We start from the raw sequence: 26125 nt of genomic DNA, 5'->3' as shown, positions 1-26125 counted from the left end.
TTTGCGCCCGCCGCGCGGTCTCGCCGGGCGTTACAGAAAGGAGCTCACTATGAGCGACATCATGAGGCCGATCCCGTTTTCGCAGCTGATGAACTGGATCATCGAGGAGCACAAGACCCAGGACGCCATCTTTGGCGTGCGTAAGATGGTCACGACCAACCAGGAGGGTGCGCTTCCCATTTTTGACGAGCGCATCGAGACTCCGTTTGGCCCGGCTGCCGGTCCCAATACGCAGCTGGCCCAGAACATCGTGGCCTCTTATGTGGCCGGTTCTCGCTTCTTTGAGCTCAAGACCGTCCAGGTTATGGACGGCGAGGAGCTCTCCAAGTGCGTCAACAAGCCCTGCATCGTGGCTCAGGACGAGTGCTACAACTGCGAATGGTCGACCGAGCTCGAGGTTCCGCAGGCCTTTGCCGAGTACGTGAAGGCATGGTTTGCCTGCCACCTGATCGCTCGCGAGTACGGTCTGGGCAGCCCGGACGGCTTTGTCTTCAACATGTCGGTGGGCTATGACCTGGAGGGCATTAAGAGCCCCAAGGTCGACGCCTACATCGAGGGCATGAAGGATGCCAGCGGCTCCGACGTCTGGAACGAGTGCCGTGCCTGGGCACTCGCCAACCTGGACAAGTTTGAGCATGTCGACGCCGCGTTTGTCGAGTCCATTCCGGCGCGCGTGTCCAACTCCATCACCGAGTCCACGCTGCATGGCTGCCCGCCCGCCGAGATCGAGCGCATCGCGACCTACCTCATCACCGAGAAGGGCCTCAACACCTACATCAAGTGCAACCCCACGCTGCTGGGCTATGAGTTTGCCCGCCAGCGTCTGAACGAGCTGGGCTTTGACTACATCGTCTTTGATGATACGCACTTCCGCGAGGACCTGCAGTGGGCCGACGCTGTGCCCATGTTCGAGCGCCTGATTGCCCTGTGCGCCGAGCGCGGCCTGGAGTTTGGCGTCAAGCTGACCAACACGTTCCCCGTCGACGTGACGAGGAGCGAGCTGCCTTCCACCGAGATGTACATGTCCGGCCGTTCGCTGTTCTCACTGACCATCGAGGCCGCCCGCCGCATTACCGAGCAGTTTGACGGCAAGCTGCGCATCAGCTACTCCGGTGGTGCCACGGTCTACAACATCCGCGCCCTGTATGATGCCGGTATTTGGCCCGTTACCCTGGCGACCGACGTGCTCAAGCCCGGTGGCTACGAGCGCTTTAGCCAGATGGCCGGCGAGTTTGGCGATCTGGACGGCAAGCCGTTCGCGGGCGTCTCTCTCGAGGCCGTGACCGCGATCCAGACCGACTCACTCACCAACCCGCTCTACAAGAAGCCGCTGCGTCCGCTGCCCGACCGCAAGGTCGCTGGCAAGAGCCCGCTTTCCGACTGCTTTACCACGCCGTGCCGTACGAGCTGCCCCATCCAGCAGGATATCCCTGCCTATCTGGCGGCTGTTGACGAGGGCCGCTACGAGGACGCGCTCAACATCATCATCGAGCGCAACGCCCTGCCGTTCATTACCGGTACCATCTGCCCGCATCCCTGCGGCCGTGCCTGCGAGCGTGCATTCTACGAGCCCGAGGGCGCCCAGATTCGCGCCAGCAAGCTCAAGGCCGCCCGCGAGGCCATGACCGCCGTGCTGCCCAAGCTGCGCGCCCAGGCCATTGCCAACGACGCCGAGCGCAACGTTGCCGTTATCGGCGGCGGCCCGGCCGGTCTGGCGACGGCGTTCTTCCTGACGCGCGCCGGCGTGCCCGTCACCATCTTTGAGGCCCGCGATTCGCTCGGCGGCGTGGTCCGTCACGTGATCCCCGAGTTCCGCATCTCGAGCGACGATATCTCCCACGATGCCGAGCTCTGCCTGGCCTTTGGCGCCAAGGTTCAGCTTAACGCCCGCGTGGAGTCCATTGACGAGCTCAAGGCCCAGGGCTTTACCGACGTGGTCGTGGCCACCGGTGCCTGGATGCCCGGTTCCGCTGGTTTGGGCGAGGGTGCCGAGCTCGACGTGTTGGAGTTCCTCGAGGCCGCCAAGAAGGGCGAGAAGCTCGAGCTGGGCAAGGACGTCGTGGTCATTGGCGCCGGCAATACCGCCATGGACGCGGCCCGCGTGGCCAAGCGCCTGGCTGGCGTGAAGAACGTGCGCCTGGTGTATCGCCGTACCAAGAAGCAGATGCCCGCCGACGAGGAAGAGCTCGATCTTGCTCTTGCCGACGGCGTTGAGTTCTGCGAGCTGCTGGCGCCCAAGGCGCTCAACGGTGCCGTGCTGACCTGCGATGTTATGGAGCTTGGCGAGCCGGATGCAAGCGGCCGTCGCAGCCCCGTCGCCACGGGCGAGACCGTCGAGCTTTCCGCCACCACGGTGATCTGCGCCGTGGGCGAGGGCATCGACGCCAGCCTGTACGACGCCGCGGGCGTCGAGCACGACCGTCGCGGCCGCCTTGCCGCCACCTCCACCGGCGTCGAGGGCGTCTGGGCTGCAGGTGACTGCCGTCGCGGTCCGGCCACCGTGGTCGAGGCTATCGCCGACGCCGCCGAGGTCGCCCGTGCCATTGCCGGCGTGGACTTTAACAAGTACGCCGACCAGAATGCTCAGGTCGGTCGCGAGGACGCCTGCTACGAGCGCAAGGGGTCGCTGTGCCGCGACAAGCGCAATTGCACCAAGACCCGCTGCCTGGGCTGCGGCTCGGTGTGCGAGGTCTGCTGCGACGTGTGCCCCAACCGCGCCAACGTGGCAATTAAGGTGCCGGGCCTGGCCAAGCATCAGGTCGTCCATGTCGACGGCATGTGCAACGAGTGCGGCAACTGCGCCGTGTTCTGCCCCTACCAGGAGGGTCGTCCCTACAAGGACAAGCTCACCCTGTTCTGGAGCGATCAGGACATGGAGAACTCCGAGAACGAGGGCTTCCTGGCCGTGGACGAGGACCACTTTAAGGTTCGCGTCGCCGGCACGGTCCGCACCGTCTCGGTCGATGCCGTCAACACCGGTCTGCCCGAGGCCGTCCGCCTGACCATCAAGGCCGTGCGCGACAGCTATCCGTATCTCCTTAAGAAATAGGCGAGTCTCTTATGGCCAAATCCATTCAACATAACGTGGCCTACGTTGCCTGCGGAAGCGGTTGCGCCTCCGCAGGCGGCGACGCCCGCTGCAGCGAAGGCTGCATTGGCTGTGGCGCCTGTGTCGCGGCCTGCCCCCACGGTGCCATTGCGCTGGTCGATGGCATCGCCCGCGTGGACCGCTCCAGGTGCACGGGCTGTGGCCTGTGCGGCATGGCGTGCCCGCAGCGCGTGATTGCCTTTGTTCCCGGCTACCAGAACATCCTGGTGCGCTGCAACAACACCGACAAGGGCGCCATTGCGCGCAAGATCTGCGACACGAGCTGCATCGGTTGCGGCATGTGCGTCAAAAAGTGCCCTGCCGGCGCTATCCGCATCGAGGACAACTGCGCCCATATCGACGGCGCGGACTGCCTGTCGTGTGGCATGTGCGCTGTCGTCTGCCCGCATGGCGCCATCCACGACCGCACCGGCATCGCCGCCGGCGTGTAGAAGGGAATCACCATGGCACAGGAATTCACTTTTACCGTTAACGGCGTCGAGCGCACGACGACTCAGAACAAGCCGCTGCTCCGCTACTTGCGCGACGACCTGCACATCCATTCCGCTAAGGACGGCTGCTCCGAGGGTGCCTGCGGTACCTGCACCATCCATGTAGACGGCGCGGCCGTCAAGGCATGCGTACTGACCACCGCTCTTGCCGCCGGCCGCAACATCGTGACCGTCGAGGGCCTGCCCCAGGACGTGCGCGAGGCCTTTGTGTACGCCTTTGGCGCCGTGGGCGCCGTGCAGTGCGGTTTTTGCATCCCCGGTATGGTCATGGCGGGCGCTGCGCTCATCGCCGAGGATCCCGAGCCCACCGAGGAGCAGATCAAGTACGCCATCCGCGGCAACGTCTGCCGCTGCACCGGCTACAAAAAGATTATCGAGGGCATCTCGCTGGCCGCTGCAGTACTCCGCGGCGAAAAGCAGATCGACGAGGATCTGGAGCGCGGCGACAACTACGGCGTAGGCAAGCGCGCCTTCCGTATCGACGTGCGCAAGAAGGTGCTCGGCGAGGGCAAGTATCCCGACGACATCGACGAGCTCGATCAGCCAGGTCTGACCTATGCCAGCGCCGTGCGCTCCAAGTATCCGCGCGCCCGTGTGCTTTCCATCGACACCTCCAAGGCCGAGGCCCTGCCCGGTGTGGTGGGCATCCTGCGCGCCGAGGATGTGCCGGTCAACCAGGTCGGCCACCTTATCCAGGATTGGGACGTCATGATCGCGGCGGGCGATATCACCCGCTGCGTGGGCGATGCCATTGTGCTGGTGGTTGCCGAGGACGAGGCGACGCTCGAGAAGGCCAAGAAGCTCGTAAAGATCGATTACGAGCCGCTGGAGCCCGTGCGTAACATTGTCGAGGCCAAGGCCGCCGACGCCCCGCGCCTGCACGACAGTTTCTTTGCCTTTGGCAACACTGTGGAGCTCAAGGACAACGTGTGCCAGAGCCGTCACGTAACGCGCGGCGACGCCGCCAAGGCGCTGGCGGAGAGCGCGTTCACCGTGACGCAGCGCTTTACCACGCCCTTTACCGAGCATGCCTTCTTGGAGCCCGAGTGCGCCGTTGCCTTCCCGTACAAGAACGGCGTCAAGGTGCAGTCGACCGACCAGGGCGCCTACGACACACGCAAAGAGTGTGCCCACATGTTTGGCTGGGACAACGAGCCCGAGCGCGTGGTCGTCGAGACCATGCTCGTGGGTGGCGGCTTTGGCGGCAAAGAGGACGTGTCCATCCAGCACCTGGCCGCGCTCGCTGCCTATAAATTCCAGCGTCCTGTAAAGTGCAAACTCACGCGTGCCGAGTCGCTCGCGTTCCATCCCAAGCGCCATGCCATGGACGGCACCTTTACGCTGGGTTGCGACGCCGAAGGCAACTTTACCGGTCTGGACTGCGAGATCAACTTTGACACCGGCGCCTACGCGTCGCTGTGCGGCCCGGTGCTCGAGCGCGCCTGTACACATGCCGTCGGCCCCTACAAGTACCAGAACACCGACATCCGCGGCTTTGGCTACTACACCAACAACCCGCCCGCCGGCGCGTACCGAGGCTTTGGCGTTTGCCAGTCCGAGTTTGCGCTCGAGAGCCTGATCGACCTGCTGGCAGAGAAGGTTGGCCTGGATCCGTGGGAGATTCGCTACCGAAACGCCATCGAGCCGGGCGAGGTTCTGCCCAACGGTCAGATTGCCGACTGCTCCACGGCGCTTAAGGAGACGCTGCTCGAGGTCAAGGATGCCTACTACGCGCATCCCGGCCACGCCGGCATTGCCTGCGCCATGAAGAACGCCGGCGTGGGCGTGGGCCTGCCCGATGCCGGTCGCTGCAAGATTCGCGTCGAGGATGGCTGCGCCGTGGTCTACGCCGCCACGTCCGACATCGGCCAGGGCTGCAACACCGTCTTTTTGCAGGACGTTGCCGAGGCCTGCGGTCTGCCGCTGAGCTGCATTGCCAATGGCGAGTGCTCCACCGAGAACGCTCCCGACTCCGGCACCACGTCTGGCTCGCGCCAGACGGTCGTGACCGGCGAGGCCGTGCGCGGTGCCGCCTTCCTGCTGCGCGATGCCATGGTTGGCATCGAGGCCGGCAAGCCTGCGCCTACCGCCCCGGTGAGCGCGCATGGCGACGGCGTCAAGATCGAGTACGACGACGGTCGCGCCTATCAGCTGCGCACGCAGGAGCTCGTCGCCGGCCAGGGTATGCATCCTCAGGATCCCGCGACCGCCATCAAGGCGCTTGAGGGATGCGAGTTTGGCTACGTGTATCTGGAGCCGACCGACAAGCTGGGCGCCGACGTTCCCAACCCCAAGAGCCACATCTGCTACGGCTTTGCCACGCATGTGGTCATTTTGGATGATGACGGCCGCGTGAGCGAGGTCTATGCCGCGCACGATTCCGGCAAGGTTGTCAATCCCATCTCCATCCAGGGTCAGATCGAAGGCGGCGTGCTCATGGGTATGGGCTATGCGCTTACCGAGGATTGGCCGCTCAAGGACTGCGTACCCCAGGCAAGGTACGGCACGCTCGGGCTGTTCCGTGCGCCCGAGATTCCGGATATCCACGCCATCTACGTGGAGAAGGACGAGCTGCTGCCCGTGGCATATGGTGGCAAGGGCATCGGCGAGATTGCAACGATCCCCACGGCGCCCGCCGTGCAGAATGCCTACCGCGCATTCGACGGCAAGCTGCGTCCGGATCTGCCCATGGTGGATACGCCCTACAGCCGCGCCCGTCACCGCGGGTAGAGTAGAGCGCGGACGGCCATTGCTGACGGGCTGTTCGCGCTCAACATCAACTGTATATGCTGCGCCTTTGGCCCCAGTTCCATCGCGAGCCGGGGCCTTTTGTTTGGAGCGGAAACTGCGTCCCGGAATTGGCGCTCAGAATGGGATGCAGTTTCTGGATCGGCTCTCAGGCGGAAACTGCGACCCGGAATCGATGCTCAGAATGGGATGCGCTTTCCGGTAGAGCCTCTGGCGGAAAGCGTGTCCCGGAATTCGGCTCCAGAGTGGGACGCGCTTTCCGGTTGGAGCTTCAAACGGAAAGTGCGTCCCGGAATCCGCGCCTGGAATGGGACACACTTTCCGGAACAGCCCTCAACCGGAAACTGCGTCCCAGAATTTTGCTTCAGAGTGGGATGCCGTTTCCGGCTGAACCCTCTGGCGGAAAGTTCATCCCAGAATTGACGCTCGGAGTGGGACACGGTTTCCGGATCGGCCCTCAGCGGAAAATGTATCCCAGTTTGAGCGTCTATTCCGGGATGTAATTTCCGCTGGGCGTTCAACCGGAAAGCGTGTCCCGTTCTAGGCCTTGATTCCGGGATACGCTTTCCGCTAGGCATGCCATCTGGAAAGCGCGTCCCGTTTTGAGCACTCAGTCTGGGACATGGTTTCCGCGGGTGCTGCCAACCGGAAAGCGTGTCCCGGTTTGGTAGGCAGGCGGGCATAAGCTCGGTAGCCCCTACAGCTCAATATCGTTGAGCCATGTCGGCAGCGCGGTCTGCCGGATGCCTGCCGTCTGCAGCTTTTTCGCGAACATGCCTGCCGAACGGACTTCGTTCATGGTAAAGCGCAGCAAGGGATGACCGTAAAGCGATAGATGCGCCTCACGCTGTCGTTCGGCAACGAGCGCCTCGGCGGTGGTGCGTCCGGCCAGCATGGTCTGGTCGGTATATTTGATGAGCCCATCGAGTTCGCCCAGCGTGAGCTCCCTGGCTTGACGCTCCCAGGCAAAATCCGTTCGCATGCTTTCGGTCGAATCGAAGGGATCCGTCAGCTCGTATTGAAGTTGGTCGGGTGCAAAGCCGGTCTCGATCATGACGGCTCGGGCGACCGATTCCCCGCCGCTCTCGGCGCGGGCGTCGGCATATCGAAGCGTTGTGAGGGCGGTGCGAATCGCGCGACCATTGCGGGCAGTCGCTCGTTGCTCAACGGCCTCCATCAGCTGTTCCGGCGCAAGGCCGAGCTTTGAGATCGCCGAATCGGCAATGGGCATGCCGTCGGCAAAACCGGTCTGCAACAGACAATCCGTCACCGTTTGAATGGGCGGCGTTACCGATATGCCGGACAGGCGGATTGCTCCGACCGGCTCGATCTGATGCCGCTGAATATGCGCGCCCGGGCGAGCCGACGGCTTGGTGGCGCTGCAGACATGCACGACATTCAGGTGTCGCCACGAGACCTCGAGCCCCAGCAGACAGGCGGCCGAAAACGAGCAGAACGTCCAATCGGGGTGGATGATCGCAAGGGCGCGGAGGATTTCGCAATGGCGTTGCGCTCGGTTGAGTTCATTCCAGCGCGTTTTTCGCGCAAACAACCCCGGCATGGGCGAGACAACCGTGCCGCCGGTGCGCCGAAGGAGCGCTTTTCGGATCGCCGAGCTCGGGGGAATCAGACAGCGCCCCTCTTGTTCGGCTTGAGTGAGCAGTTGGTCGATGAGCTGGTCATTGCAATGGGTCATGAGCTACCGCCTCCTTTTGGGTAGCAAAAACGTATCAGCTGGAACTTGCCGCTCAGCTGACCAAAAGCTGACCAAAATCTAACCATGCAGGTAGATGACCTGCTTTTGGCGACATATTTCTTGTTTGAATCGGTGGGCGGTAATCGGCGACCGTGAACGGTGGCTGGATATGAAGTCTTGGTAAGTTTCGGGACGTGTACTTTTTCGAAAAACGGTAGTCTCTCCGCGGAAAGTGCATCCCAGAATTAAGCCTCGGAACGGGATGCATTTTCCAGTAGATGCTTCAGTGGAAAGTTCATCCCAGAATTCAGGCTCAGAACGGGACGCGCTTTCCGGATGGCATGCTTGGCGGAAACTACGACCCAGTATTTGGCTCCAGAACGGGATACATTTTCCGGAACGGTCCCCAAACGGAAACTGCGTCCCGGATTCGACGTTCAGAACGGGATGCCGTTTCCGGTTGAGGCCTCGAGCGGAAAGCGCATCCCATAATCCCCAATGGCACCGCAGCGCATTTCGTGTCCGCGCGGGCGTCTGCGCCGGTCGTCGAATGACGTTATAGCTGGCTATATTATAGGTAGCTATAACGTTCGACCCTCCGACAACCCTTGGCCTTTGGCGGGACATGAGTCGCGAAGACGCTGCGGTTTGCCATGGCATGATGGGCGGCATTCCCGCATATATCGAGAAATCCGATCCTGTCGCACCGCTCAAGGACAACATCAAACGTCTTTTTCTTACTCCTACGGGCTATCTCTTTGAGGAGCCGAGCAACCTGCTGTTGCAAGAGTGTCGCAATCCCGAGCAATATGATGCGACCGTGCAAGCAATTGCTCAGGGGCGCTCGAAGATCTCGGAGATTACGAGCTCTACGGGAATCCCCGCGAGCAACGTAAAGACGATGACGAGGGCGCTGCGCTGTTTGCGGAGTGCAAATGGCGCAATGAGCCCGTGGGCGAAGACGTGCTGCAAAAGCCCGTGCACCGAAGCGAACTCTTTAGACGGCAGCGAAAAAGCTATGCACTCTTCTCAAAACGTGGCTTTACGCAGGGATGTCGGGATGCCGCGGAGAGTAGGGGAGACGTCAAGCTGATCTCGTTTGCCGAGATGTGAGGGCGCAGCGGCGGTTGCCGAGGCCTCGTTACCGAAAATCCATTTGTTAAACCCAACGTCCGTGGCTAGAATAAGGTCGACGGCAGCCCAAGTGGTGGAAAGCTGGGCAGCGCCGTTGCTTGGTCAAGGGGTCAAAGCCTTAATTGTAGCGACTTGTTATGCTTCGAATGCTGCTTGAGTGCCTCGGAAAGTTCGATAAGCGCCGTGAAGAGCAAGACCAAAGCAACCAAGAGCTCTGTGAGCTCTGATGGGCCCGGGATGACCGCTGATTCAAGTCACCGGGCCTCAATCTTTTTCATGCATTTGAATAGAGCGGGCGACTCTCTTGGGGCCGTCTGCATGCGCGCGCCCGGCGCATGGCATTGCGTCCCGCTTTCATGTCCGCACGGGCGCCTATCCTTACGGCAATGTAGCCGCCTATGTAGCTATGTAGCAGGCGGCAGGCAACGGAGAAAGGCCCTAACCGTGTCAGCTGAAAAGACGCCGGGTATCTCGGCTATCGATACGACGAACTTTGCGCGCCAGATTGTGCTGGACTTTGAGTTTGCGCCGGTGCCAAAGCAGCGCCAGCGCCGTGGACTACGCAATGAGATTATCGAGGTCGGCGCCGTCAAGCTCGATTATCACGGCAACGTTATGGGCGAGTTCTCGCAGTTTGTACAGACGGAATTTACCGAAGGCGTTGCGTTTCCCGTCCGCGAACTCACAGGGATATCGGCCGTGGACACCGCGATGGCCGATCCGCTCTATGTGGTGATCAAAAGGCTCAGTGATTGGATCGGTCGCTACTCCGCCCAGGTGGTCTGTTGGAGCGGGGCGGACCGTCGACAGCTTTTGACCGAGTGCCAGGCAAAGCACATCGATCTTTCCGCATTTCCTGCGGACTGGGCCGACCTGCAGGCGTTTTACACCTCGATCATGGACGTGGGCAGCCACGGGTGCGTCTCTTTGAGTGATGCGGCAATGTGGTTTGGCATCGAGTTTGACGAGTCGACGGGCCACGCCCACAGCGCCTTAGCCGATGCGCGCGTGACCGCCAAGCTGCTCAAGCAGGCGATGGATGGGGACTACCACGTGAGCCCGTGCGCCCAGGAAGTCCGCCAGCGGTGGGGGATGGGCGAGCGACCCCAGACGCGCCTCTCCAGTAAGTGCCCCGAGCTAGGCGACCTGCTGCTGAAGCTGAAGGCGGAGGGGAGGTAGGTGGGGCTCCGGGAATGACCTCTGACTCAAGTCAACGGGGCTCATTTTGCTTTCTTTGGAGCTTTCTCACGGGGCTGACTTTACTTCGTCTCATTTCGTATAAAGCAGCTGCTAGATTGCATGGTGATGATAAAATTAATCAATTCAACATCAGCAGCTGTCGCTTTGCGCGATGAGGGGTTCCGAGACGTATGAACGAGTCTGATACACGGCTTAAGCTCATCGATCCTGCGATTATGAAGTCGTGGGATCGTAATACCCAAGTCTTCACTGAGTATTTCTTTACCAGTGGCGAGATCGTCGTGCGCGGAAGCATGGTCACCCGTAAAGACAAGAAGAAGGCGGACTACCTTCTTATGTACGCTCCCGGTATCCCTATCGCAATTGTCGAAGCCAAGGATACGGAGCACACCGTTGATGCCGGTCTCCAACAGGGGATGGGATACGCCCAGCTGCTCGATATTCCGTTTGCGTATAGCTCAAACGGAAAAGGTTTTGTTGAGCACGATTTTTTTACCGGGAAAGAGCGCGCTCTCGCCATGGACGAGTTTCCTACCCCGACGGAACTCTGGACACGATACTCAAAAGCTAAGGGGCTTGAGCATCCGTATAGCCAGGAGATTGTGACCGCCCCGTATTATCAGGAGCACGGTGGCAATCATCCTCGCTACTATCAGTGCATCGCTATCAATCGTACGCTTGAAGCTATTGCGCGAGGCAAGAATCGCATCTTGCTCGTTATGGCAACAGGAACGGGAAAGACTTTTACGGCTTTTCAAATCGTTCATCGCTTGCGACAGACTACCGAGGTTCGTAAGGTTCTCTATCTGGCGGACCGCAATATTCTCGTCGATCAGACCATAGACGGCGATTTCAAGCCCCTCAAGAGGGTTACAACCAAGGTCGTAGGTCGAAAGCTCGATTCTGCTTACGAGATTTATTTCTCGCTCTACCAACAGCTTGTTGGAGAAAACGGTGAAGAAATATTCCGCGAGTTCGACTCGGAATTCTTCGATTTGATTATCGTCGACGAGTGCCATCGCGGAAGCGCCGCGGCGGACTCCGCATGGCGTAAGGTGCTCGAGTATTTCAATTGTGCAATTCAAATCGGAATGACGGCCACGCCAAAGGAGACTGAAGAGGTTTCAAACATTACCTACTTCGGCGAACCTGTCTATACCTACTCCCTTAAACAGGGTATCGAGGATGGCTTTCTTGCCCCGTATAAAGTTATTCGTCCTAAGCTGAACGTCGACATTTACGGATACCGTACTGAGGAAGGCACCGTAGATGATCGCGGCGAAGTTCTGCCCAAACGTGTTTTCGAGAAGCAAGACTTCGACAGCGAGATTGTCATCAAAGAGCGCTACGAGGAAGTTGCCAAGCGGATAACTCAATTTCTAAAGGAGACGGATCGTTACTCCAAGACCATAGTCTTTTGCGTTGACATCGAGCATGCCGAAAATATGCGACGTGCCCTTGTAAACGAGAACGCCGATATCGTAAGAGATCACCCCACCTACATCATGAAGATTACGGGTGACGACAGGGAAGGTAAAGCGCAGTTAGATAACTTCATCGACCCCGACGAGAAATACCCGACCATCGTCACGACTTCGAAACTTCTCACCACTGGCGTTAATTGCAAGACGTGTAAGGTGGTCGTGCTCGACAACAAGTTCGGTGAGCACGGAATGACGGAGTTCAAGCAGATTATCGGCCGCGGAACCCGTATTTGTGAGGACTACGACAAACGCTATTTCACCATCCTCGATTTTCGTGATGCATCGCGTCTGTTCGCAGATCCCGAGTTCGATGGCGAGCCTGTTGTTGTGTTTGAACCAAATCCTGGCGAACCCATCGCTGGACCTGGTCCCGATGACAACGACGACAAAACCGGCCCTGTTCTGCCTCCGTCTCCGATCGTAGACCCACCCGTATTACCGCCGGACGATCCGTCTTCCCATGTGAAATATCACGTTCATGGGGCCGACGTCTATGTGGTGTCAGAGATGGTGCAGTACTACTCTTCCGATGGCCTTCTTGTAACTGAGAGCCTTAAGGACTATACGCGGAAAAATATTCTTGGCGAATACGACACTCTTGACCACTTCCTAGCGGCGTGGAGCTCCGAACATAAGAAGCAGGCGATTATCGATGAGCTGCGCGCTCATGGCGTATTTCTAGATGAGCTGCGGCGTGAGACTGGCCAGGAGCAAATGAGCGATTTTGACCTCATTTGCCATATTGCTTACGACCAGAGGCCTCTTACGCGCAGCGAGAGGGCCAATAGTGTCAAGAAAAAAGGCGTGCTCTATGAGTATGCCGGCGTCGCCCGTGAGGTCCTTGAAGCGCTTCTCGACAAATATGCGACGTCGAACCTCGTAGACTTGGACGACACCCATGTTCTCGACCTCGAGGAGTTTCGTCGGTTTGGCAGCCCAATGAAGATCGTTGCCGCATTCGGCGGCAAACAACAGTACATTCAAGCAGCGCAGATGCTCGAGGACGAGCTCTACATCGCATAGAGAAAGGTAACGATAGCAAATGGCACTGGGATCTCTTGTAAAGACCCTGCAGAACATCATGCGCAAAGACGCCGGCATCAATGGCGATGCGCAGCGCATCGAGCAGATGACTTGGCTTTTCTTCCTCAAGATTTACGACGCCAAGGAGCAGGAGTGGGAGTTTCACGATGACTCCTATCAGTCCATCATCCCCGAGCGCCTACGCTGGTATAGCTGGGCGCACGATGCGAAAGACGGCAAGGCGCTTACTGGTGATGAGCTTCTCGACTTTGTAAACAATGATCTATTCAAGACTCTTGAGAGTCTTGAGCTTGCACCTGATGCGCCTTTGCGACACGTCGTCGTCAAGGCTGCTTTTACTGACGCCAACAACTACATGAAGGATGGGATTCTGCTTCGTCAAGTCATCAACGAGATTGACGAATCGGTTGACTTTACCGAGTACAAAGAGCGCCACGCCTTCGGTGAAATTTACGAGACCATCCTGAAAGACTTGCAGTCCGCAGGTAATGCCGGCGAGTTTTACACGCCCCGAGCGGTGACTGACTTTATGGCCCAGGCGCTTGCGCCCAAGCTCGGCGAGACTGTGGCTGACTTCGCGTGTGGCACGGGCGGCTTTTTGACGAGCGCCCTCAAGATTCTCGACTCCCAGGTTCAGACTCCAGCCGATCGTGAACTCTATGCAAGATCGGTCTACGGTGTCGAGAAGAAGCAGCTCCCTTACCTGCTGTGCGTGACCAACATGCTGTTGCACGATATCGATAATCCTGAAGTCTTTCACGATAACTCTCTCGAGAAGGACGTTCGCGAGTGGAAGCACAAGCCTGACGGCCAGTTTGACGTTGTACTTATGAACCCGCCCTATGGCGGGTCCGAGAGTGCATCAGTGCAAAAAAACTTCCCTGTCGCACTCCGTAGCTCCGAGACCGCAGATCTATTCCTTGGACTCATTCTTTATCGTCTTAAGCGAGGCGGCCGCGCTGCTGTTATCATTCCGGATGGTTTTCTCTTTGGCCAGGATAGTGCAAAGACGGAGATCAAGCGTCGCCTGCTTGAGGACATGAACCTGCATACTGTCTTGCGCCTTCCGCAGAGCGTCTTCGCTCCGTACACGAGCATCACTACTAACGTTCTGTTCTTCGATAATACGGGGGCCTCTGAGGGCGTTTGGTTCTATCGCATGGATATGCCCGAGGGGTATAAACACTTCTCTAAGACCAAGCCCATTAGGATCGAACATTTTGCACCTGTAAAGGAATGGTGGGAGAACCGTCGGGATATCGAGGAAGACGGCAATCCCAAGGCCAAGTTCTATACGGTTGACGAGTTGCGAGGCGGCGGCTTTAACTTTGACGTATGCGGCTATCCTCACGAGGAAGAGGAGATCTTACCGCCGGACGAGCTGATCAGGAACTACAAAGAAGAGCGTGCTAAGCTCGATGCCGGGATTGACCGGAAGCTTGCTCGTATTTGCGAGATTCTTGGGATTGAGGCGTAGATGAAGGCAAAAGACCTGAAGAACTCAATCCTTCAAATGGCGATTGAGGGAAAGCTCGTTCCACAAGACCCGAGTGATGAGCCTGCAAGCGTCCTGCTTGAGCGTATTCGTGAAGAGAAGCATAAGCTTATTGCTGAGGGTAAGGCTAAATTCCCGAAGGGCGGGGAGAGCATTATCTATATCGGTTCCGATGGCTCCCCCTATGAGAAGAGGGTGGATGCCAAGGGCCGCGTGACTAGCGATAAGTGCATCGTGAACGAAGTGCCGTTTGAGGAGCTGCCCGAGGGGTGGTGCTGGACGAGACTTTCATCCTTTTTCACCAAGATGGGCTCCGGAAGCACACCTGTGGGCGGCCGAAAGGTTTACCAAGACGAAGGCCCAATGCTAATCAGATCCCAGAATGTTCATAACGAGGGGCTCAGGCTTGACGACGTTGCACATTTCTCGCGCTCGTTGTTTAGTAGGCGCGGAAGCCACGTGCTGCCAAATGACATGCTACTCAACATCACGGGGGCATCGATCGGCCGTTGCGCAATCGTCCCCAACGCATTCGAAGATGCCGATGTAAATCAGCATGTGCTAGTTATGAGACCTGTGCTTCAAATCGTCAGCGGATACCTGCACACGGCAATCATTTCACCTCTAGTACAGTCGGAAATAATGGTTGGCCAAGTTGGGGCGACCAAGGAGGGGCTAAGTGCTACCAAGGCAGCGGGCCTGCTTATCCCCCTCCCGCCCCTCGCCGAGCAGCGCCGCATCGTCGAGCGCGTTAACCAGCTCATGCCCCTGGTCGAGGAGTACGGCGGGCTCGAGGACGCCCGCGAGGCGCTCGATGCCGCCCTGCCCGGCCGCCTGCGGAAGTCGGTGCTGCAGCTGGCGGTGCGGGGAGGGCTGGTGCCGCAGGACCCGACCGACGAGCCCGCCGGCGTCCTGCTGGAGCGCATCCGCGGGCAGCGCCGGCAGCTCGTGGCCGAGGGGAAGATGAGGGCCCCGAAGGGCGGCGAGTCGATCATCTTCGCCGGTTCCGATGGCCGCCGCTATGAGAAGAGGGTGGACGCCAGGGGCCGCGAGTCCGATCCGGCCTGCATCGAGGACGAGATCCCGTTCGAGATACCCGAGGGGTGGGAGTGGGCGAGGCTCGAAAGTGTCATCGTTCTATTGTCTGGAACAGACCTCAATTCGTCTCAGTACAACGACCGACACGAAGGAATTCCATATCTAACCGGAGCCTCCAATTTTACCGACGGCAAGCTAATCGAAAACCGCTGGACCACTGAGCCGTCGCGTGTTTCAACCAAAGGGGAGCTACTGTTTACATGCAAAGGGACCGTCGGCGAAATGGCCATCAATCGATTTGGTGCGGCACATATTGCGCGCCAAATCATGTCGATCACGCCTAACGAATATCGTATGCTTCCCTATATATCGCTGTTCCTGAACGCCATGGTCGAAGATATCAAATCACACGCTAAAGGGGTTATTCCTGGAATTGAACGTAATACCCTTCTTGCGCGGCTAATTCCCGTTCCACCCTTGGCAGAAGAAAGTCGAATAGCTGAAAAGTACTCAGAGTTGCTCAATATAATTTTTTAACTGTTTTCATGGCATTGTCGAAAGGATGATGTCATGAAAACGTTTGTTCAGTATTTGCGGGAAAAGGGCTATGCAGAGAATACAGTTGACTCGTATTCCTTTGCAATATGCCAGCTTATCGATAAAACTCAGTCTCTAACAAACCAGTCACTTCTTGCGCACAAAGAGTGGCTGGTTTCTTCATTCGCTCCGAAAACGGCTAACAACCGCATCGGCGCAATTAACACCTACCTTGATTTCATCGCTTTCGATGGAATCCGACTCAAAGGAGTGCGAATTCAACAGAAGCCGTTTCTCGACAATGTCATCACCAATGAACAATACATACAGTTAATCAGCGGCCTGAAGCAAGACGGTGATTGGTTTTGGTATTTCATTGTTCGCTTTCTTGGTTGTACGGGTGCGAGAGTAAGTGAGTTAAGACAGTTCAAAGTAGAACACGTTACTGCTGGATATATGGACATTGTTTCAAAAGGCCAGAAGCTTAGGAGAATTTGGATACCTGACTCTTTGCGTGAAGAAAGTCTTACATGGAAAGCCAAGCCAATGAATGGCCTTCTATTTCCAGGCAAAAACGACAACGCGATTACTTCGCGCGGCATATCCATAGGGTTGAAACGTGCCGCACTGCGCTATGGCGTCGACCAAGACGTCGTATACCCGCATTCATTTCGGCACTTGTTCGCAAAAAACTTTATCAACCGCAACCCAGATATTTCACTGCTTGCTGATCTTATGGGACACGAAAGCATTGAGACAACGCGAATCTATCTGCGGCGCACCGCCGATGAGCAACGCGCCGCAGTTAATAAGGCTATTGATTGGTAACGAGCGGCTCAAGCATGACGAAGTGGTCGACAATTCGGTGCTGTTCGGCTAGAGGTGGAATGGGAATCAAGACCTCGGATATCTTAGATATGGCTAATCCTGGCTGTGCTGTAGAAGTTGCATATTGATTCAGATTCAGCGCACTTAGAAACAAACATGCCCACGCAATATCTGCATTAAGAAAGCAGTGGACTATGACTGCGTGCTCCGTCGCATAGAAGTCACCAGATGCCCGTCTGACATTTCCGCAAAGGGCACCTTGACGTCCGATTATTGGATAATCGCCGCTTGCGTTGGGCTTAGCAACGAAGCCGCGGATTCCATTTCCCCCAAAACAAGGATATGGCGTATTTTCGGTCTGAATATCAGACAAAAGTGATGCTTTGATATTTTTGCCAGCTTGCATGGAGAAAACCGACCCCAGCCTCGCCCACTCCCAGCCCTCGGGTATCTCGAACGGGACCTCGTCCTCGATGCAGACGGGCTCGGACTCGCGGCCCCTGGCGTCCACCCTCTTCTCATAGCGGCGGCCATCGGAACCGGCGAAGATGATCGACTCGCCGCCCTTCGGGGCCCTCATCTTCCCCTCGGCCACGAGCTGCCGGCGCTGCCCGCGAATGCGCTCCAGCAGGACGCCGGCGGGCTCGTCCGCGGGGTCCTGCGGTACGAGCCCGCCCTGCACTGCCAGCTGCAGCACGGATTTGCGCAGGCGGCCGGGCAGCGCGGCGTCGAGCGCCTCGCGGGCGTCCTCGAGCCCGCCGTACTCCTCGACCAGGGGCATGAGCTGGTTAACGCGCTCGACGATGCGGCGCTGCTCGGCGAGGGGCGGGAGGGGGAGAATAAAGTCCGGTATATCACCGAGATTAATTTTGAAAGTATGGGTTCCGCCGCCGACTTTAACTTTTTCGATCCATGCGAAACCAACGGGAGAATCAATGCATGAACAAATCCACTCCGCAATAGCTATGGAAACTGGTCGGAGTAATCCCAGGCTGACAAAGATGCTGAATTCATAATCGACGTCAACGATAATCGGCTTGCCCAGAGTTCCAATGCGGCAAAGCAAGATGTCTCCGCGGCCAGGTTTCACTCGCCTACAAAGATCTTCATGAGTTTCTCGACTGATGTACCGCACTTTAGTCAAGTCAAACGAGCCACCAGAAACGTTTTGCACCGAAAGAAACAAGACGCCAGTCTCAGTATATTGAGGTGTCTTATGCGTACCGTCCGAAACGAGTGAGAGCAGATTGCCCAATCTCGTCCAGCACCACCCCTCGGGCAGTTCCTCAAACGGTATTTCGTTCGCGATACACTTATCGCTCGCCACGTGGCCCTCGGCATCCACCCTCTTCTCATAGGGGGAGCCATCGGAACCGATCAGACGTTCAATTGTGTTTGCAACAAGCGTTGTAAAATCTAGTGACATGAGCATCCCGGTTGCTTCTGTGCTTCGATGCTCTCGTCTTTAGCGCCCTCCGCTCAGTGGAGGACTGACTGCAAACGGCGTAAACAAGAAAAGGGGAGCAAGCGCAAATGAAAGCAACCGAGGCAAATCTGCTCGACCTTATGGGCGTGGCGAAGATGCAGTTCGTCATTCCCGTGTACCAGCGAGTTTACTCGTGGAGTGTAAAAGAGTGCGAGGTGCTTTGGGATGACGTCATGCGAGCGGGTCGTGATGGCGTATCGCACTTCGTGGGGTCGATGCTCTATATCCCCGAGTCCGAGAGCTCTGCCACGAGCATTTCGCGCGTGCTTCTGATTGACGGACAGCAGCGCATGACGACGTTTTCGTTGATGATCTCTGCCTTGGCTGACTATTTGGAGAGCAACCCCGACAAGGCCGGTTTCCTTGGCGATCTCAAGATCTCAGCGCTGCGGAAGAACTACCTCTTTAACGATGATGACTACAACGGTCTGGCGCGCTACAAGCTGGTGCTCTCGCAGGACGATAAAGAGACGCTGTTCTCCATTGTGTCTGGGTCTCCTGTGCCAGATGAGAAATCGGATCGCATTGTCGAGAACCATGCGTTCTTCCGTGAAAAGATGCACGGGAAATCATTCGACCCAGCAAGGCTTTGGGCGGGGCTAAACCGCGTGCAGGTCATCGACACTAAGCTCACCGCTGGCGTTGATAATGCCCAGCTCATATTTGAGTCCATGAACTCCAAGGGCAAGCCGCTCACGCCTATTGACCTCATTCGTAACTACGTTCTTATGTCGCTTCCCAACGACGAGCAGACCAAGCTTTACGAGGGTTACTGGCATCCGCTCGAGCGTTTGTTCGGTAAAGGCGGCGAAGAAGAGTTCAATGCATTTATCTGGTACTGGCTGTGGCTCAAGGTTCCCAATAGGATGCCGAAGGAAAACGAGGCCTACCACGAGTTCAAACGCTATTTCGCTGATGACTACGATGGAGATACCGAGGGTCTGCTGAAGGAACTCCGCGAATATGCGCAAAGATATGCCAGGTTATTCCTTGGCAAGGAGAAAGACGGGGGTCTGCGCCGAGTGTTCGGTAGAATTGCCTATCTTTATGTGAAGCCGGTTAGACCTTTGCTGATGCTGCTTTACTCGGTTTATGAAGGAGGCAGGATTGACCGCAATACGTTTTTACGTATCTGCGAGACTATCGAGTCGTTTCTGTTCAGACGGGCGGTTTGCGGCAGGCTTACCACGGGTCTAAATAATTTCTTTGCCGGCATGTATCGCAACCTTGAGCAACAGGACGATATAGAGGAGTACGTTACGGCGATGCTCCTTATCCACAGCAGCGGTATGACCGCGTACTTCCCAACAGACGAGCATTTTGTCGAGGAGTTTAAGACGCGTGACTGCTACAACCGCTTCTCCAAAAAGCGCTATTACCTGGAGCGCATTGAGAACTGGCACCACCCGAAGGAGCCCATCTCGGCTGACGATTACCAGATTGAGCACGTCATGCCCCAGACGATCGATGATGAACACGACTGGAAGGAATCGCTTGGTGAGAACTGGGAAGACATCCACGACAGGTTGTGCAACAACTTGGGAAATCTAACGCTGACGGGCTACAACCAGGAGTACTCAAACCGGTCGTTCTCGGACAAGCTCAATCTTCCGAACGTGGGACTTATGTGCAGCCCACTCTACCTAAACAAGTCGATTGCCTCGCATGAAAAATGGGGCGAGGAAGAGATTAGACGGCGCGCTAACGAGTTGGCGAAAGAGGCGTGTGAGATATGGAAATATCCCGACCTTCCGGCAGATGTCGTCGACAAGTATCGCCCCTCTCGTGGGGAGTCTGACGAGGCGCCTATCTGGACTCTGCAGGAGAATCACCCAACTTTTGCCGAAGGCGGACTCAACCAGAGGCTTTTCGATGAGGTGTGCGAGTCCGTTCTGAGTGGTAACCCTTCGTGGGAGTCCTATATAGCCAAGTACTATGTGGGCTTCAGGTCGGGCAAGCGAAAATTGCACGCCGTGCTAGAAGGCAGGACCAGCAATGGTGGCTGGATTGCCGTTGGCCTGGCAAAGAGCGTTGACGATCTGACGGATCCAGAGGGCCTGTGTCAGGACAAGCGCTCACAGGGCGGATTTGGCCCGGGTCTACCGACCTATGTCGCACTTCGGAATGCCGATGACATTCCCGCGGTGCTCGATCTTATAAAGCAGTGCTAGGCAAGGGCCGGGAATCTAATTCTCGGCCCTTGCTATCTCGGAATTGCCGATGGCTTATCTGCCCACCTAAACTCCCGCAATCCCACGCGCCGCACTCAACAGCTCGTACTCCCTCTGGCTCCACTGGCGCAGTTCAGCGGCGTCGACGGCGTCGCGGCACAGGTCCAGGAACACCTCGGCGCCCTCGCAGAAGCACTCGCGGGCAAAGGCGCCCGATCCGTCTGCAACGCACGCGCCGTCGGCGAAGAGCTTCCAGCTGGACGGCTCACGCGAGTCATTTCCGAGCAACTTGATCTGCAGTACGTGAGGGTCTCCGGCAACGCAGAGCTCTTCCTCGAGCGCCTGCACCGTAAAGCGCATCTGATGGGAGAGACTGCTCTTGACCATGGCCGAGGCATAGCCGCTCGGCTCGTCCAGAAGATGCATTCGTTTTGGCTTGGCTACCAGGTTGTGGAAGTTGCGCTCACTGCGCACGGAGAAATTGTCCATACGGACTCCTTTCATCGATGTTGGCAGGGCCACCGTGCCTCTTGGCCGGTTGGCGTCGGGATCGTGGAGCCAACTCTCTACCCCGACTCTGGATAAAACGTGCCCGCTCCTTGCAGGCACGGTGGAGTCTATCAGCGCGCGCGGACACAAATCAAGCGCGCTTGCGAAATGACGCGCGGGCGGCGCTTGATTTCGCCGGCTGCTGTTAGGCTTAAATTCGAAAAAATGTCGAAATATCCCGTGTAAAAGTACGGAAAAGTGTCGTGATACACACTTTAAAACCTCGAAAAAGTGTCGAAATGAGCACCTAGCAACCACGGAAAAGTGTATCCTAGTGCTAAAACAGCACGTAATAAGGGGTACGCTTATGCTGCAGAGAAAAGCGAAAGCACAGTTTGAATCTTGGCTTGCCTCGTCGCCTAACAAGGCTCTTTTGGTCAAGGGCGCCCGACAGGTGGGAAAGTCATATTTGGTCAACGTCTTTGCAAGCGAATCGTTCGAAAATGTCGTGACGTTCGACCTTATCGCCGACGCGTCCGTGCGCGATTCGTTTTTGGCGGCAAAAAGCGCGGATGATCTGCTTATGCGCATGTCTATTGCTGCAACGCAGCCGATGGTTGCGAACAAGACCGTTGTGGTTATCGACGAGGTGCAGCGATGCCCCAACGTGGTGACGTTTATCAAATATCTGGTCCAGCGCGGCGACTTTCGATACATCCTTACCGGATCGCTCCTTGGCGTTGAGCTCGAGGGCATCGATTCCCTGCCGGTGGGGTATGTCGAGCAGGTCCAGATGTGCCCGCTCGACTTTGAGGAGTTTTGCTGGGCAAATGGCGTTGGTGCCAGCGTGTTTGACATGCTCAGAGACCGTCTAAAGGATGAGGGGGAGCTCCCCGGCTACCTGTATGACCGCTTGTTCGATCTGTTCCATCAGTATGTGGTGGTGGGAGGCATGCCCGACGCGGTCAATTCCTTCTTGGCGACGCGCAATGTCGACGAGGTTCGAAACATCCATCGCGATCTTCACGCCCTGTATCGCGATGACATCGCAAAGTACGCTCCGCCCGAGCTACGCTTGGTTATTCGCGATATCTATGATTTGATTCCCAGCGAGGCCGGCTCCAAAAACAAGCGATTCAAGCTGTCGTCGATTAACGGTGTCAAACGTTTTTCGCAGGTGACAGATCATTTTCTCTGGTTGTCGGAGGCGGGTGTCGCGCTTCCCGTGTATAACGTAACGGCGCCCGTGGCACCCCTTTTATTGGGGGAGCAGCGAAATCTATTTAAGCTGTTTTACTTGGACACCGGAATGCTCATGTCGTCGTATTCCAAAAGGGTCGCCCAAGGCGTTTTTGATGGGGAGGCGGAAGACGCCTTTGGCATGAACATGGGGGCGGCGTTTGAGGGCTTCGTTGCCCAAGAGCTCAAAGCCCACGGATTCAGATTGCGCTACTTTACGTCTAAAAAAGTCGGCGAGCTCGATTTTGTGGAGGAGACGCTCGATGGGGAGGTCCTTGCCATCGAGGTCAAGTCGGGCAAGAGCTTTAAGTCCCATGCGGCGCTCGACAACGCGCTCGCGACGAAGGGCTACGGAATCGATCGCGCCCTGGTACTTGCGGAATGTAATCTTCACCGCGATGGTGACGTGCTGTATCTGCCCATCTTTATGGCAGGGTTTTTGGAGCCGTAACGTGCCGCCGGCTCTTCCGGCCTTCCCTTAACCCTCGCTACTCATCGTCCCCGTCGTTGGGGTCGCCCTTGAGGGTGTTGATGTCTAGGTACTGGTTGTCGTCCTCTTTTTGCTGGGTCTCCGACTCCGCTTGGGTGGGGCCGCGGAACAACTGGAATCCCTCAAACGCAATGACGCCGAGCAGGGCAATGACAATGGCGATAAAGGCAACCTTGACTGCCTGCGGAAATTCCGAAAAACGCAGCGCCTTTTCCTCGGCGTAATAATCGGCGAAGCGCTCTTCGCCCGTGCTTTTGGTATACGCCGGCGCGGACGCGGCCTCCGGGTCATATTCCGGTGCAGGCGTGGCAGCGTACGGATCGTTGAGATAATCGCTCGATGCGGTGCCATAATCCTCGGTCTCGATGCGATCGGTGCCAGCATAGCCATCGGAATAATCGGAATATGCCGCACCGCCCTCATAGTCCGCGGCGCTCGTGTTGGCGGCAAAAAGCGGGTTAACTGGAACGTCGAGCGCCGGCATGCCGGTAGAGGTCTCATCCAGATCGGCTGCAGCCCAGGAATCGTAGGCAACCTGATGGGCAACGGGCTCATCGAGCCTTGTGACCGGAGACTTGCGTGCCGCAGGAACGGGCAACTGCTGGGCGCTGTACATAACGGTGCTGTCGGCCGATTTGCTCCGCGTCGCCGCAGCGAGAAATGCCGCCGTCTCGGACGGGTCGCTTGCGGGGCGGGGAGCGGGTGTGGGCGCCGAAATGGGTGCGGGCGTAGACGCGGGCGTCGAAACAGGCGGCTGCGCAGGAGTCGGCGCAGATGCGGGCTTAGGCGCAAGTGCGGGATTGGGGCTTGACAGGCGAGCCCCGCCGCCCATGAGTTCGTCGGCGGTCCACGGGCGATCATCCATCACGTCGTCAAGGCTCAGCGAAAACAGGTCGTCTTCACCCTCATCGAACATGCGGTGCACATGTCCACCAATTGCCGGAATCAATCCGCGACCGGTGCATGATGCCTTGCTCAACGCCATTCTGTTCCACCCTTTCGAAATACTAATGACATCGATTATATGGAACTTCCCAAGCGGCTCGGTCTTGGATTCGAGCTTTCCAGAACTCGCGCCCAAAAGGGGAGGGGCAATCTAGGCGAGTGCCTACTTGTCGTCGGCCGCCGCCTTGGCCTCATTGAGGTAGCTATAGAAGCTGTACTTGGAGATGCCAAAGAACTCGCAGGCGCGCTCGCTCGACTTGGAAATGAGGAAGGCGCCGCGACGGTCGAGGTAGCCAATGGCGCGAATGCGCTCATCTTTGGTCATGAGCGCCGCGGGCTTGCCCACAAACTGCTCGCACTCGTGCAGCAGGTCCTCGAGCAGGTCGCCGATGTTCTTGGTAATGGGCTCGGGCTCGGTGTAGCCCGTGTCGCCGGTGCCGGTAAAGGCATCGAGCGAGCGCTCAAAAGCCTTCATGAGCGTAATGTCAAAGTTAATGCCCAAAATGCCGACGGGCTTGCCCTCGTCGTTGCGGATAAAGATGGTCGAGGACTTGAGCAGCTTGCCATCGGCGGTTTTGGTGAGGTATGGCTCGCGGTCGTGCACGTCGGTGGTGCCCTCGTGCATGGACTCAAACACAATATGGCTGGGGCCGTCACCCAGTTTGCGCCCGCTGACGTGGCCGTTTTCGATCACCACGATGGAGTGGTCCACGTCCTCGGTCTCCAGATCGTGGACGACGACTTCGCAGTTGGGGCCAAATTGGAGCGCCAGGCCGTGTGCAAGGCGCTTATAAAACTCAATCTGTGCGGGGGTCATGGGTGCCTTCCTAAAAATTAGTTTGGGCACACTTTGCCATAAACCACACTTGTTCGCAAATAACGAAGGCGTCGCTGCGTTATGCGACCGTTCGGCGGCGAAAAAGTACCGATTACGGCAACAAACAATTTGTTAGGTTTACCAATCAAAAAGTGTGATAGAACAGTGCTAACAAACTTTTTGTTTGGCATCCACATAAAAGTTCAGCCGTGTGAATGGGATCGGGCTGGAACGCGTATGCGGGGGCCGGCAAGAGAGAACTTAAGGAGTTCACCGTATGGCCGATAAGATCCAGTGGGCGGGCAACACGATGCCCAAGAGCGATGACAAGCACTTGGGAATCATGAGCCTCGACCACGTGAAGAAGGCCCGCGCCTTCCACCAGTCGTTCCCCCAGTACACCGTCACTCCGCTTGCCCGCCTGGATGGCCAGGCCGCGCGCCTGGGCCTGTCCAACCTGTGCGTTAAGGACGAAAGCTATCGCTTTGGCCTCAACGCCTTTAAGGTCCTGGGCGGCTCGTTTGCCATGGCCAACTATATTGCCGACGAGACCGGCAAGGACGTTGCCGACTGCACCTTCGATTACCTGACCTCCGATCAGCTGGCCGAGGACTTTGGCCAGGCTACCTTCTTTACCGCCACCGACGGCAACCATGGCCGCGGCGTGGCATGGGCTGCCAACAAGCTGGGCCAGAAGGCCGTCGTGCACATGCCCAAGGGTTCCACCAAGCCCCGCTTCGATAACATTGCCGCCGAGGGCGCCACGGTGACCATCGAAGAGGTCAACTACGACGAGTGCGTGCGCATGGCCGCCGCCGAGGCCGACGCCTGCGAGCGCGGCGTCATCGTTCAGGACACCGCCTGGGAGGGCTACGAGAAGATCCCGTCCTGGATCATGGAGGGTTACGGCACCATGGCTTCCGAGGCTGCCGAGCAGCTGCGCGAGATGGCTATCAACCGCCCGACGCACGTCTTTGTCCAGGCTGGCGTAGGCTCGCTCGCCGGCGCCGTGGTGGGCTACTTCACCAACCTGTATCCCGATAACCCGCCCACCTTCGTCGTGGTTGAGTGCGCACCGGCCGCCTGCCTGTACAAGGGCGCTGCCGCCGGCGACGGCGACCCGCGTATCGTGGACGGCGACATGCCCTCCATCATGGCCGGCCTGTGCTGCGGCGAGCCCAACATCCTGGGCTGGGATATCCTGCGTAACCACACCACCGCCTTCGTGTCCTGCCCCGACTGGGTCACCGCTCGCGGCATGCGCACCCTGGGCGCTCCCGAGAAGGGCGACCCGCGCGTCATCTCCGGCGAGTCCGGCGCCGTGACCACCGGCCTGGTCGAGACCCTCATGCTCGATCCCGAGTACGCCGAGCTCAAGGAGCTCATCGGCCTGGACAAGACGAGCTCCGTGCTCTGCTTCTCCACCGAGGGCGACACCGATCCGGATCAGTACCGTCGCATCGTCTGGGAGGGCGAGTATCCGACTTGCTAGCGGGTCTGACCTGTCCGGAGGCAGCCGGAGGGCTTTACTCCCTGCTCGGACAGTCCTGCTCGCACGGAGAGCACATTAAGTGCTCTCCGGCTCGTGCGGAACTCGCGACGGAGCAAAGTCCTCCGTCCGCCTCCTATGGTTACTTGCTTGTGGGGTGCTCAACCTCACGCCGCTTGGCACAAGTGATCTATC

At 57.8% G+C, this 26125-nt stretch carries 17 protein-coding genes and 1 riboswitch; of the genes, 12 read left to right on the top strand and 5 right to left on the bottom strand.

Annotated elements, in window-relative coordinates; genetic code table 11:
• Window positions 1–49: 49 nt before the first annotated feature.
• The 3 genes from ygfK to xdh are packed head-to-tail and all read left to right on the top strand — an operon-like array spanning window position 50 to window position 6330.
• Complete coding sequence (gene ygfK / locus DWV32_RS02375) at window positions 50–3049, top strand: putative selenate reductase subunit YgfK (protein WP_117757092.1); 3000 nt, start codon at window positions 50–52, stop codon at window positions 3047–3049.
• 11 nt (window positions 3050–3060) lie between these two features.
• On the top strand, window positions 3061–3540 hold the full coding sequence (locus DWV32_RS02370; protein WP_117629213.1) for a 4Fe-4S binding protein: 480 nt from the start codon (window positions 3061–3063) through the stop codon (window positions 3538–3540).
• A 12-nt stretch (window positions 3541–3552) separates the two neighbouring features.
• A complete protein-coding gene (xdh, locus tag DWV32_RS02365) occupies window positions 3553–6330 on the top strand; it encodes a selenium-dependent xanthine dehydrogenase (protein WP_117757091.1) in 2778 nt (925 codons plus the stop codon).
• A gap of 715 nt (window positions 6331–7045) precedes the next feature.
• Here the strand turns inward: xdh and DWV32_RS02360 are convergent.
• Window positions 7046–8044 carry a hypothetical protein gene (locus DWV32_RS02360; protein WP_117757090.1) on the bottom strand — a complete coding sequence of 333 codons (999 nt, stop codon included), beginning with the start codon at window positions 8042–8044 and terminating at the stop codon, window positions 7046–7048.
• Between the two features lie 625 nt (window positions 8045–8669).
• Between DWV32_RS02360 and DWV32_RS10100 the strand changes: the two genes are divergently transcribed.
• From DWV32_RS10100 to DWV32_RS02335, 6 genes are all read left to right on the top strand, one after another.
• Window positions 8670–9137 carry an ATP-binding protein gene (locus tag DWV32_RS10100; RefSeq protein WP_147346203.1) on the top strand — a complete coding sequence of 156 codons (468 nt, stop codon included), beginning with the start codon at window positions 8670–8672 and terminating at the stop codon, window positions 9135–9137.
• 485 nt (window positions 9138–9622) lie between these two features.
• The gene (locus DWV32_RS02355) at window positions 9623–10357 is read left to right on the top strand and encodes a 3'-5' exonuclease (protein ID WP_158566030.1); all 735 of its coding nucleotides are present in this window, start codon (window positions 9623–9625) and stop codon (window positions 10355–10357) included.
• 191 nt (window positions 10358–10548) lie between these two features.
• Entirely contained in the window at window positions 10549–12885 is a 2337-nt protein-coding gene (hsdR, locus tag DWV32_RS02350; RefSeq protein ID WP_117757088.1) for an EcoAI/FtnUII family type I restriction enzme subunit R, read from the top strand.
• 19 nt (window positions 12886–12904) lie between these two features.
• A complete protein-coding gene (locus DWV32_RS02345; protein WP_117757087.1) occupies window positions 12905–14383 on the top strand; it encodes a class I SAM-dependent DNA methyltransferase in 1479 nt (492 codons plus the stop codon).
• On the top strand, window positions 14384–15976 hold the full coding sequence (locus DWV32_RS02340) for a restriction endonuclease subunit S (protein ID WP_117757086.1): 1593 nt from the start codon (window positions 14384–14386) through the stop codon (window positions 15974–15976).
• Between the two features lie 33 nt (window positions 15977–16009).
• Window positions 16010–16804 carry a tyrosine-type recombinase/integrase gene (locus DWV32_RS02335; RefSeq protein ID WP_117757085.1) on the top strand — a complete coding sequence of 265 codons (795 nt, stop codon included), beginning with the start codon at window positions 16010–16012 and terminating at the stop codon, window positions 16802–16804.
• Here the strand turns inward: DWV32_RS02335 and DWV32_RS02330 are convergent.
• Window positions 16791–18230 (bottom strand): restriction endonuclease subunit S, encoded by a 1440-nt coding sequence (locus tag DWV32_RS02330; RefSeq protein WP_158566029.1) that lies wholly within the window; start codon window positions 18228–18230, stop codon window positions 16791–16793. The two genes, DWV32_RS02335 and DWV32_RS02330, sit on opposite strands and share 14 nt — an antisense overlap.
• A 107-nt stretch (window positions 18231–18337) precedes the next feature.
• Here DWV32_RS02330 and DWV32_RS02325 point away from each other — a divergent pair, with 107 nt between their 5' ends.
• On the top strand, window positions 18338–20461 hold the full coding sequence (locus tag DWV32_RS02325) for a DUF262 domain-containing protein (protein WP_117757083.1): 2124 nt from the start codon (window positions 18338–18340) through the stop codon (window positions 20459–20461).
• 66 nt (window positions 20462–20527) lie between these two features.
• On the opposite strand, the gene DWV32_RS02320 is transcribed toward DWV32_RS02325, so the two are convergent.
• Window positions 20528–20950, bottom strand: coding sequence for a hypothetical protein (locus tag DWV32_RS02320; protein WP_117655009.1), 423 nt, complete (start codon window positions 20948–20950; stop codon window positions 20528–20530).
• An 8-nt stretch (window positions 20951–20958) separates the two neighbouring features.
• A riboswitch (SAM riboswitch) is annotated at window positions 20959–21049 on the bottom strand.
• A gap of 268 nt (window positions 21050–21317) precedes the next feature.
• On the opposite strand from DWV32_RS02320, the gene DWV32_RS02315 reads away from it, so the two are divergent.
• The gene (locus DWV32_RS02315; protein ID WP_117757082.1) at window positions 21318–22640 is read left to right on the top strand and encodes an ATP-binding protein; all 1323 of its coding nucleotides are present in this window, start codon (window positions 21318–21320) and stop codon (window positions 22638–22640) included.
• Window positions 22641–22677: 37 nt separating this feature from the next.
• Here DWV32_RS02315 and DWV32_RS02310 read toward each other — a convergent pair whose 3' ends face one another.
• Both DWV32_RS02310 and DWV32_RS02305 read right to left on the bottom strand, forming a co-directional pair.
• A complete protein-coding gene (locus DWV32_RS02310; protein WP_117757081.1) occupies window positions 22678–23664 on the bottom strand; it encodes a hypothetical protein in 987 nt (328 codons plus the stop codon).
• A 123-nt stretch (window positions 23665–23787) separates the two neighbouring features.
• Window positions 23788–24441: a transcriptional regulator gene (locus DWV32_RS02305; RefSeq protein WP_117757080.1), complete on the bottom strand. Its 654-nt coding sequence runs from the start codon at window positions 24439–24441 to the stop codon at window positions 23788–23790.
• Between the two features lie 277 nt (window positions 24442–24718).
• Here DWV32_RS02305 and dpaL point away from each other — a divergent pair, with 277 nt between their 5' ends.
• The gene (gene dpaL, locus DWV32_RS02300) at window positions 24719–25933 is read left to right on the top strand and encodes a diaminopropionate ammonia-lyase (protein ID WP_117583046.1); all 1215 of its coding nucleotides are present in this window, start codon (window positions 24719–24721) and stop codon (window positions 25931–25933) included.
• Window positions 25934–26125 lie beyond the last annotated feature (192 nt).

Origin of the sequence: Collinsella sp. AF04-24 (assembly GCF_003465685.1) — a bacterium.
Taxonomy (GTDB): Bacteria; Actinomycetota; Coriobacteriia; order Coriobacteriales; family Coriobacteriaceae; genus Collinsella; species Collinsella aerofaciens_AP.
Note: the sequence above shows the minus strand (reverse complement) of the source record. Positions and strands in the feature narration are given on the sequence as shown.

What these genes read in the sequence shown, in the direction of transcription:
- xdh (WP_117757091.1), top strand. Translation starts at nt 3,553, where the DNA reads ATGGCACAGGAATTCACTTTTACCGTTAACGGCGTCGAGCGCACGACG.
- DWV32_RS02330 (WP_158566029.1), bottom strand. Translation starts at nt 18,230, where the DNA reads ATGTCACTAGATTTTACAACGCTTGTTGCAAACACAATTGAACGTCTG.
- DWV32_RS02310 (WP_117757081.1), bottom strand. Translation starts at nt 23,664, where the DNA reads ATGGCGTTGAGCAAGGCATCATGCACCGGTCGCGGATTGATTCCGGCA.
- hsdR (WP_117757088.1), top strand. Translation starts at nt 10,549, where the DNA reads ATGAACGAGTCTGATACACGGCTTAAGCTCATCGATCCTGCGATTATG.
- DWV32_RS02360 (WP_117757090.1), bottom strand. Translation starts at nt 8,044, where the DNA reads ATGACCCATTGCAATGACCAGCTCATCGACCAACTGCTCACTCAAGCC.
- DWV32_RS10100 (WP_147346203.1), top strand. Translation starts at nt 8,670, where the DNA reads ATGAGTCGCGAAGACGCTGCGGTTTGCCATGGCATGATGGGCGGCATT.
- DWV32_RS02315 (WP_117757082.1), top strand. Translation starts at nt 21,318, where the DNA reads ATGCTGCAGAGAAAAGCGAAAGCACAGTTTGAATCTTGGCTTGCCTCG.
- DWV32_RS02320 (WP_117655009.1), bottom strand. Translation starts at nt 20,950, where the DNA reads ATGGACAATTTCTCCGTGCGCAGTGAGCGCAACTTCCACAACCTGGTA.
- DWV32_RS02345 (WP_117757087.1), top strand. Translation starts at nt 12,905, where the DNA reads ATGGCACTGGGATCTCTTGTAAAGACCCTGCAGAACATCATGCGCAAA.
- DWV32_RS02325 (WP_117757083.1), top strand. Translation starts at nt 18,338, where the DNA reads ATGAAAGCAACCGAGGCAAATCTGCTCGACCTTATGGGCGTGGCGAAG.
- dpaL (WP_117583046.1), top strand. Translation starts at nt 24,719, where the DNA reads ATGGCCGATAAGATCCAGTGGGCGGGCAACACGATGCCCAAGAGCGAT.
- ygfK (WP_117757092.1), top strand. Translation starts at nt 50, where the DNA reads ATGAGCGACATCATGAGGCCGATCCCGTTTTCGCAGCTGATGAACTGG.
- DWV32_RS02305 (WP_117757080.1), bottom strand. Translation starts at nt 24,441, where the DNA reads ATGACCCCCGCACAGATTGAGTTTTATAAGCGCCTTGCACACGGCCTG.
- DWV32_RS02370 (WP_117629213.1), top strand. Translation starts at nt 3,061, where the DNA reads ATGGCCAAATCCATTCAACATAACGTGGCCTACGTTGCCTGCGGAAGC.
- DWV32_RS02335 (WP_117757085.1), top strand. Translation starts at nt 16,010, where the DNA reads ATGAAAACGTTTGTTCAGTATTTGCGGGAAAAGGGCTATGCAGAGAAT.
- DWV32_RS02340 (WP_117757086.1), top strand. Translation starts at nt 14,384, where the DNA reads ATGAAGGCAAAAGACCTGAAGAACTCAATCCTTCAAATGGCGATTGAG.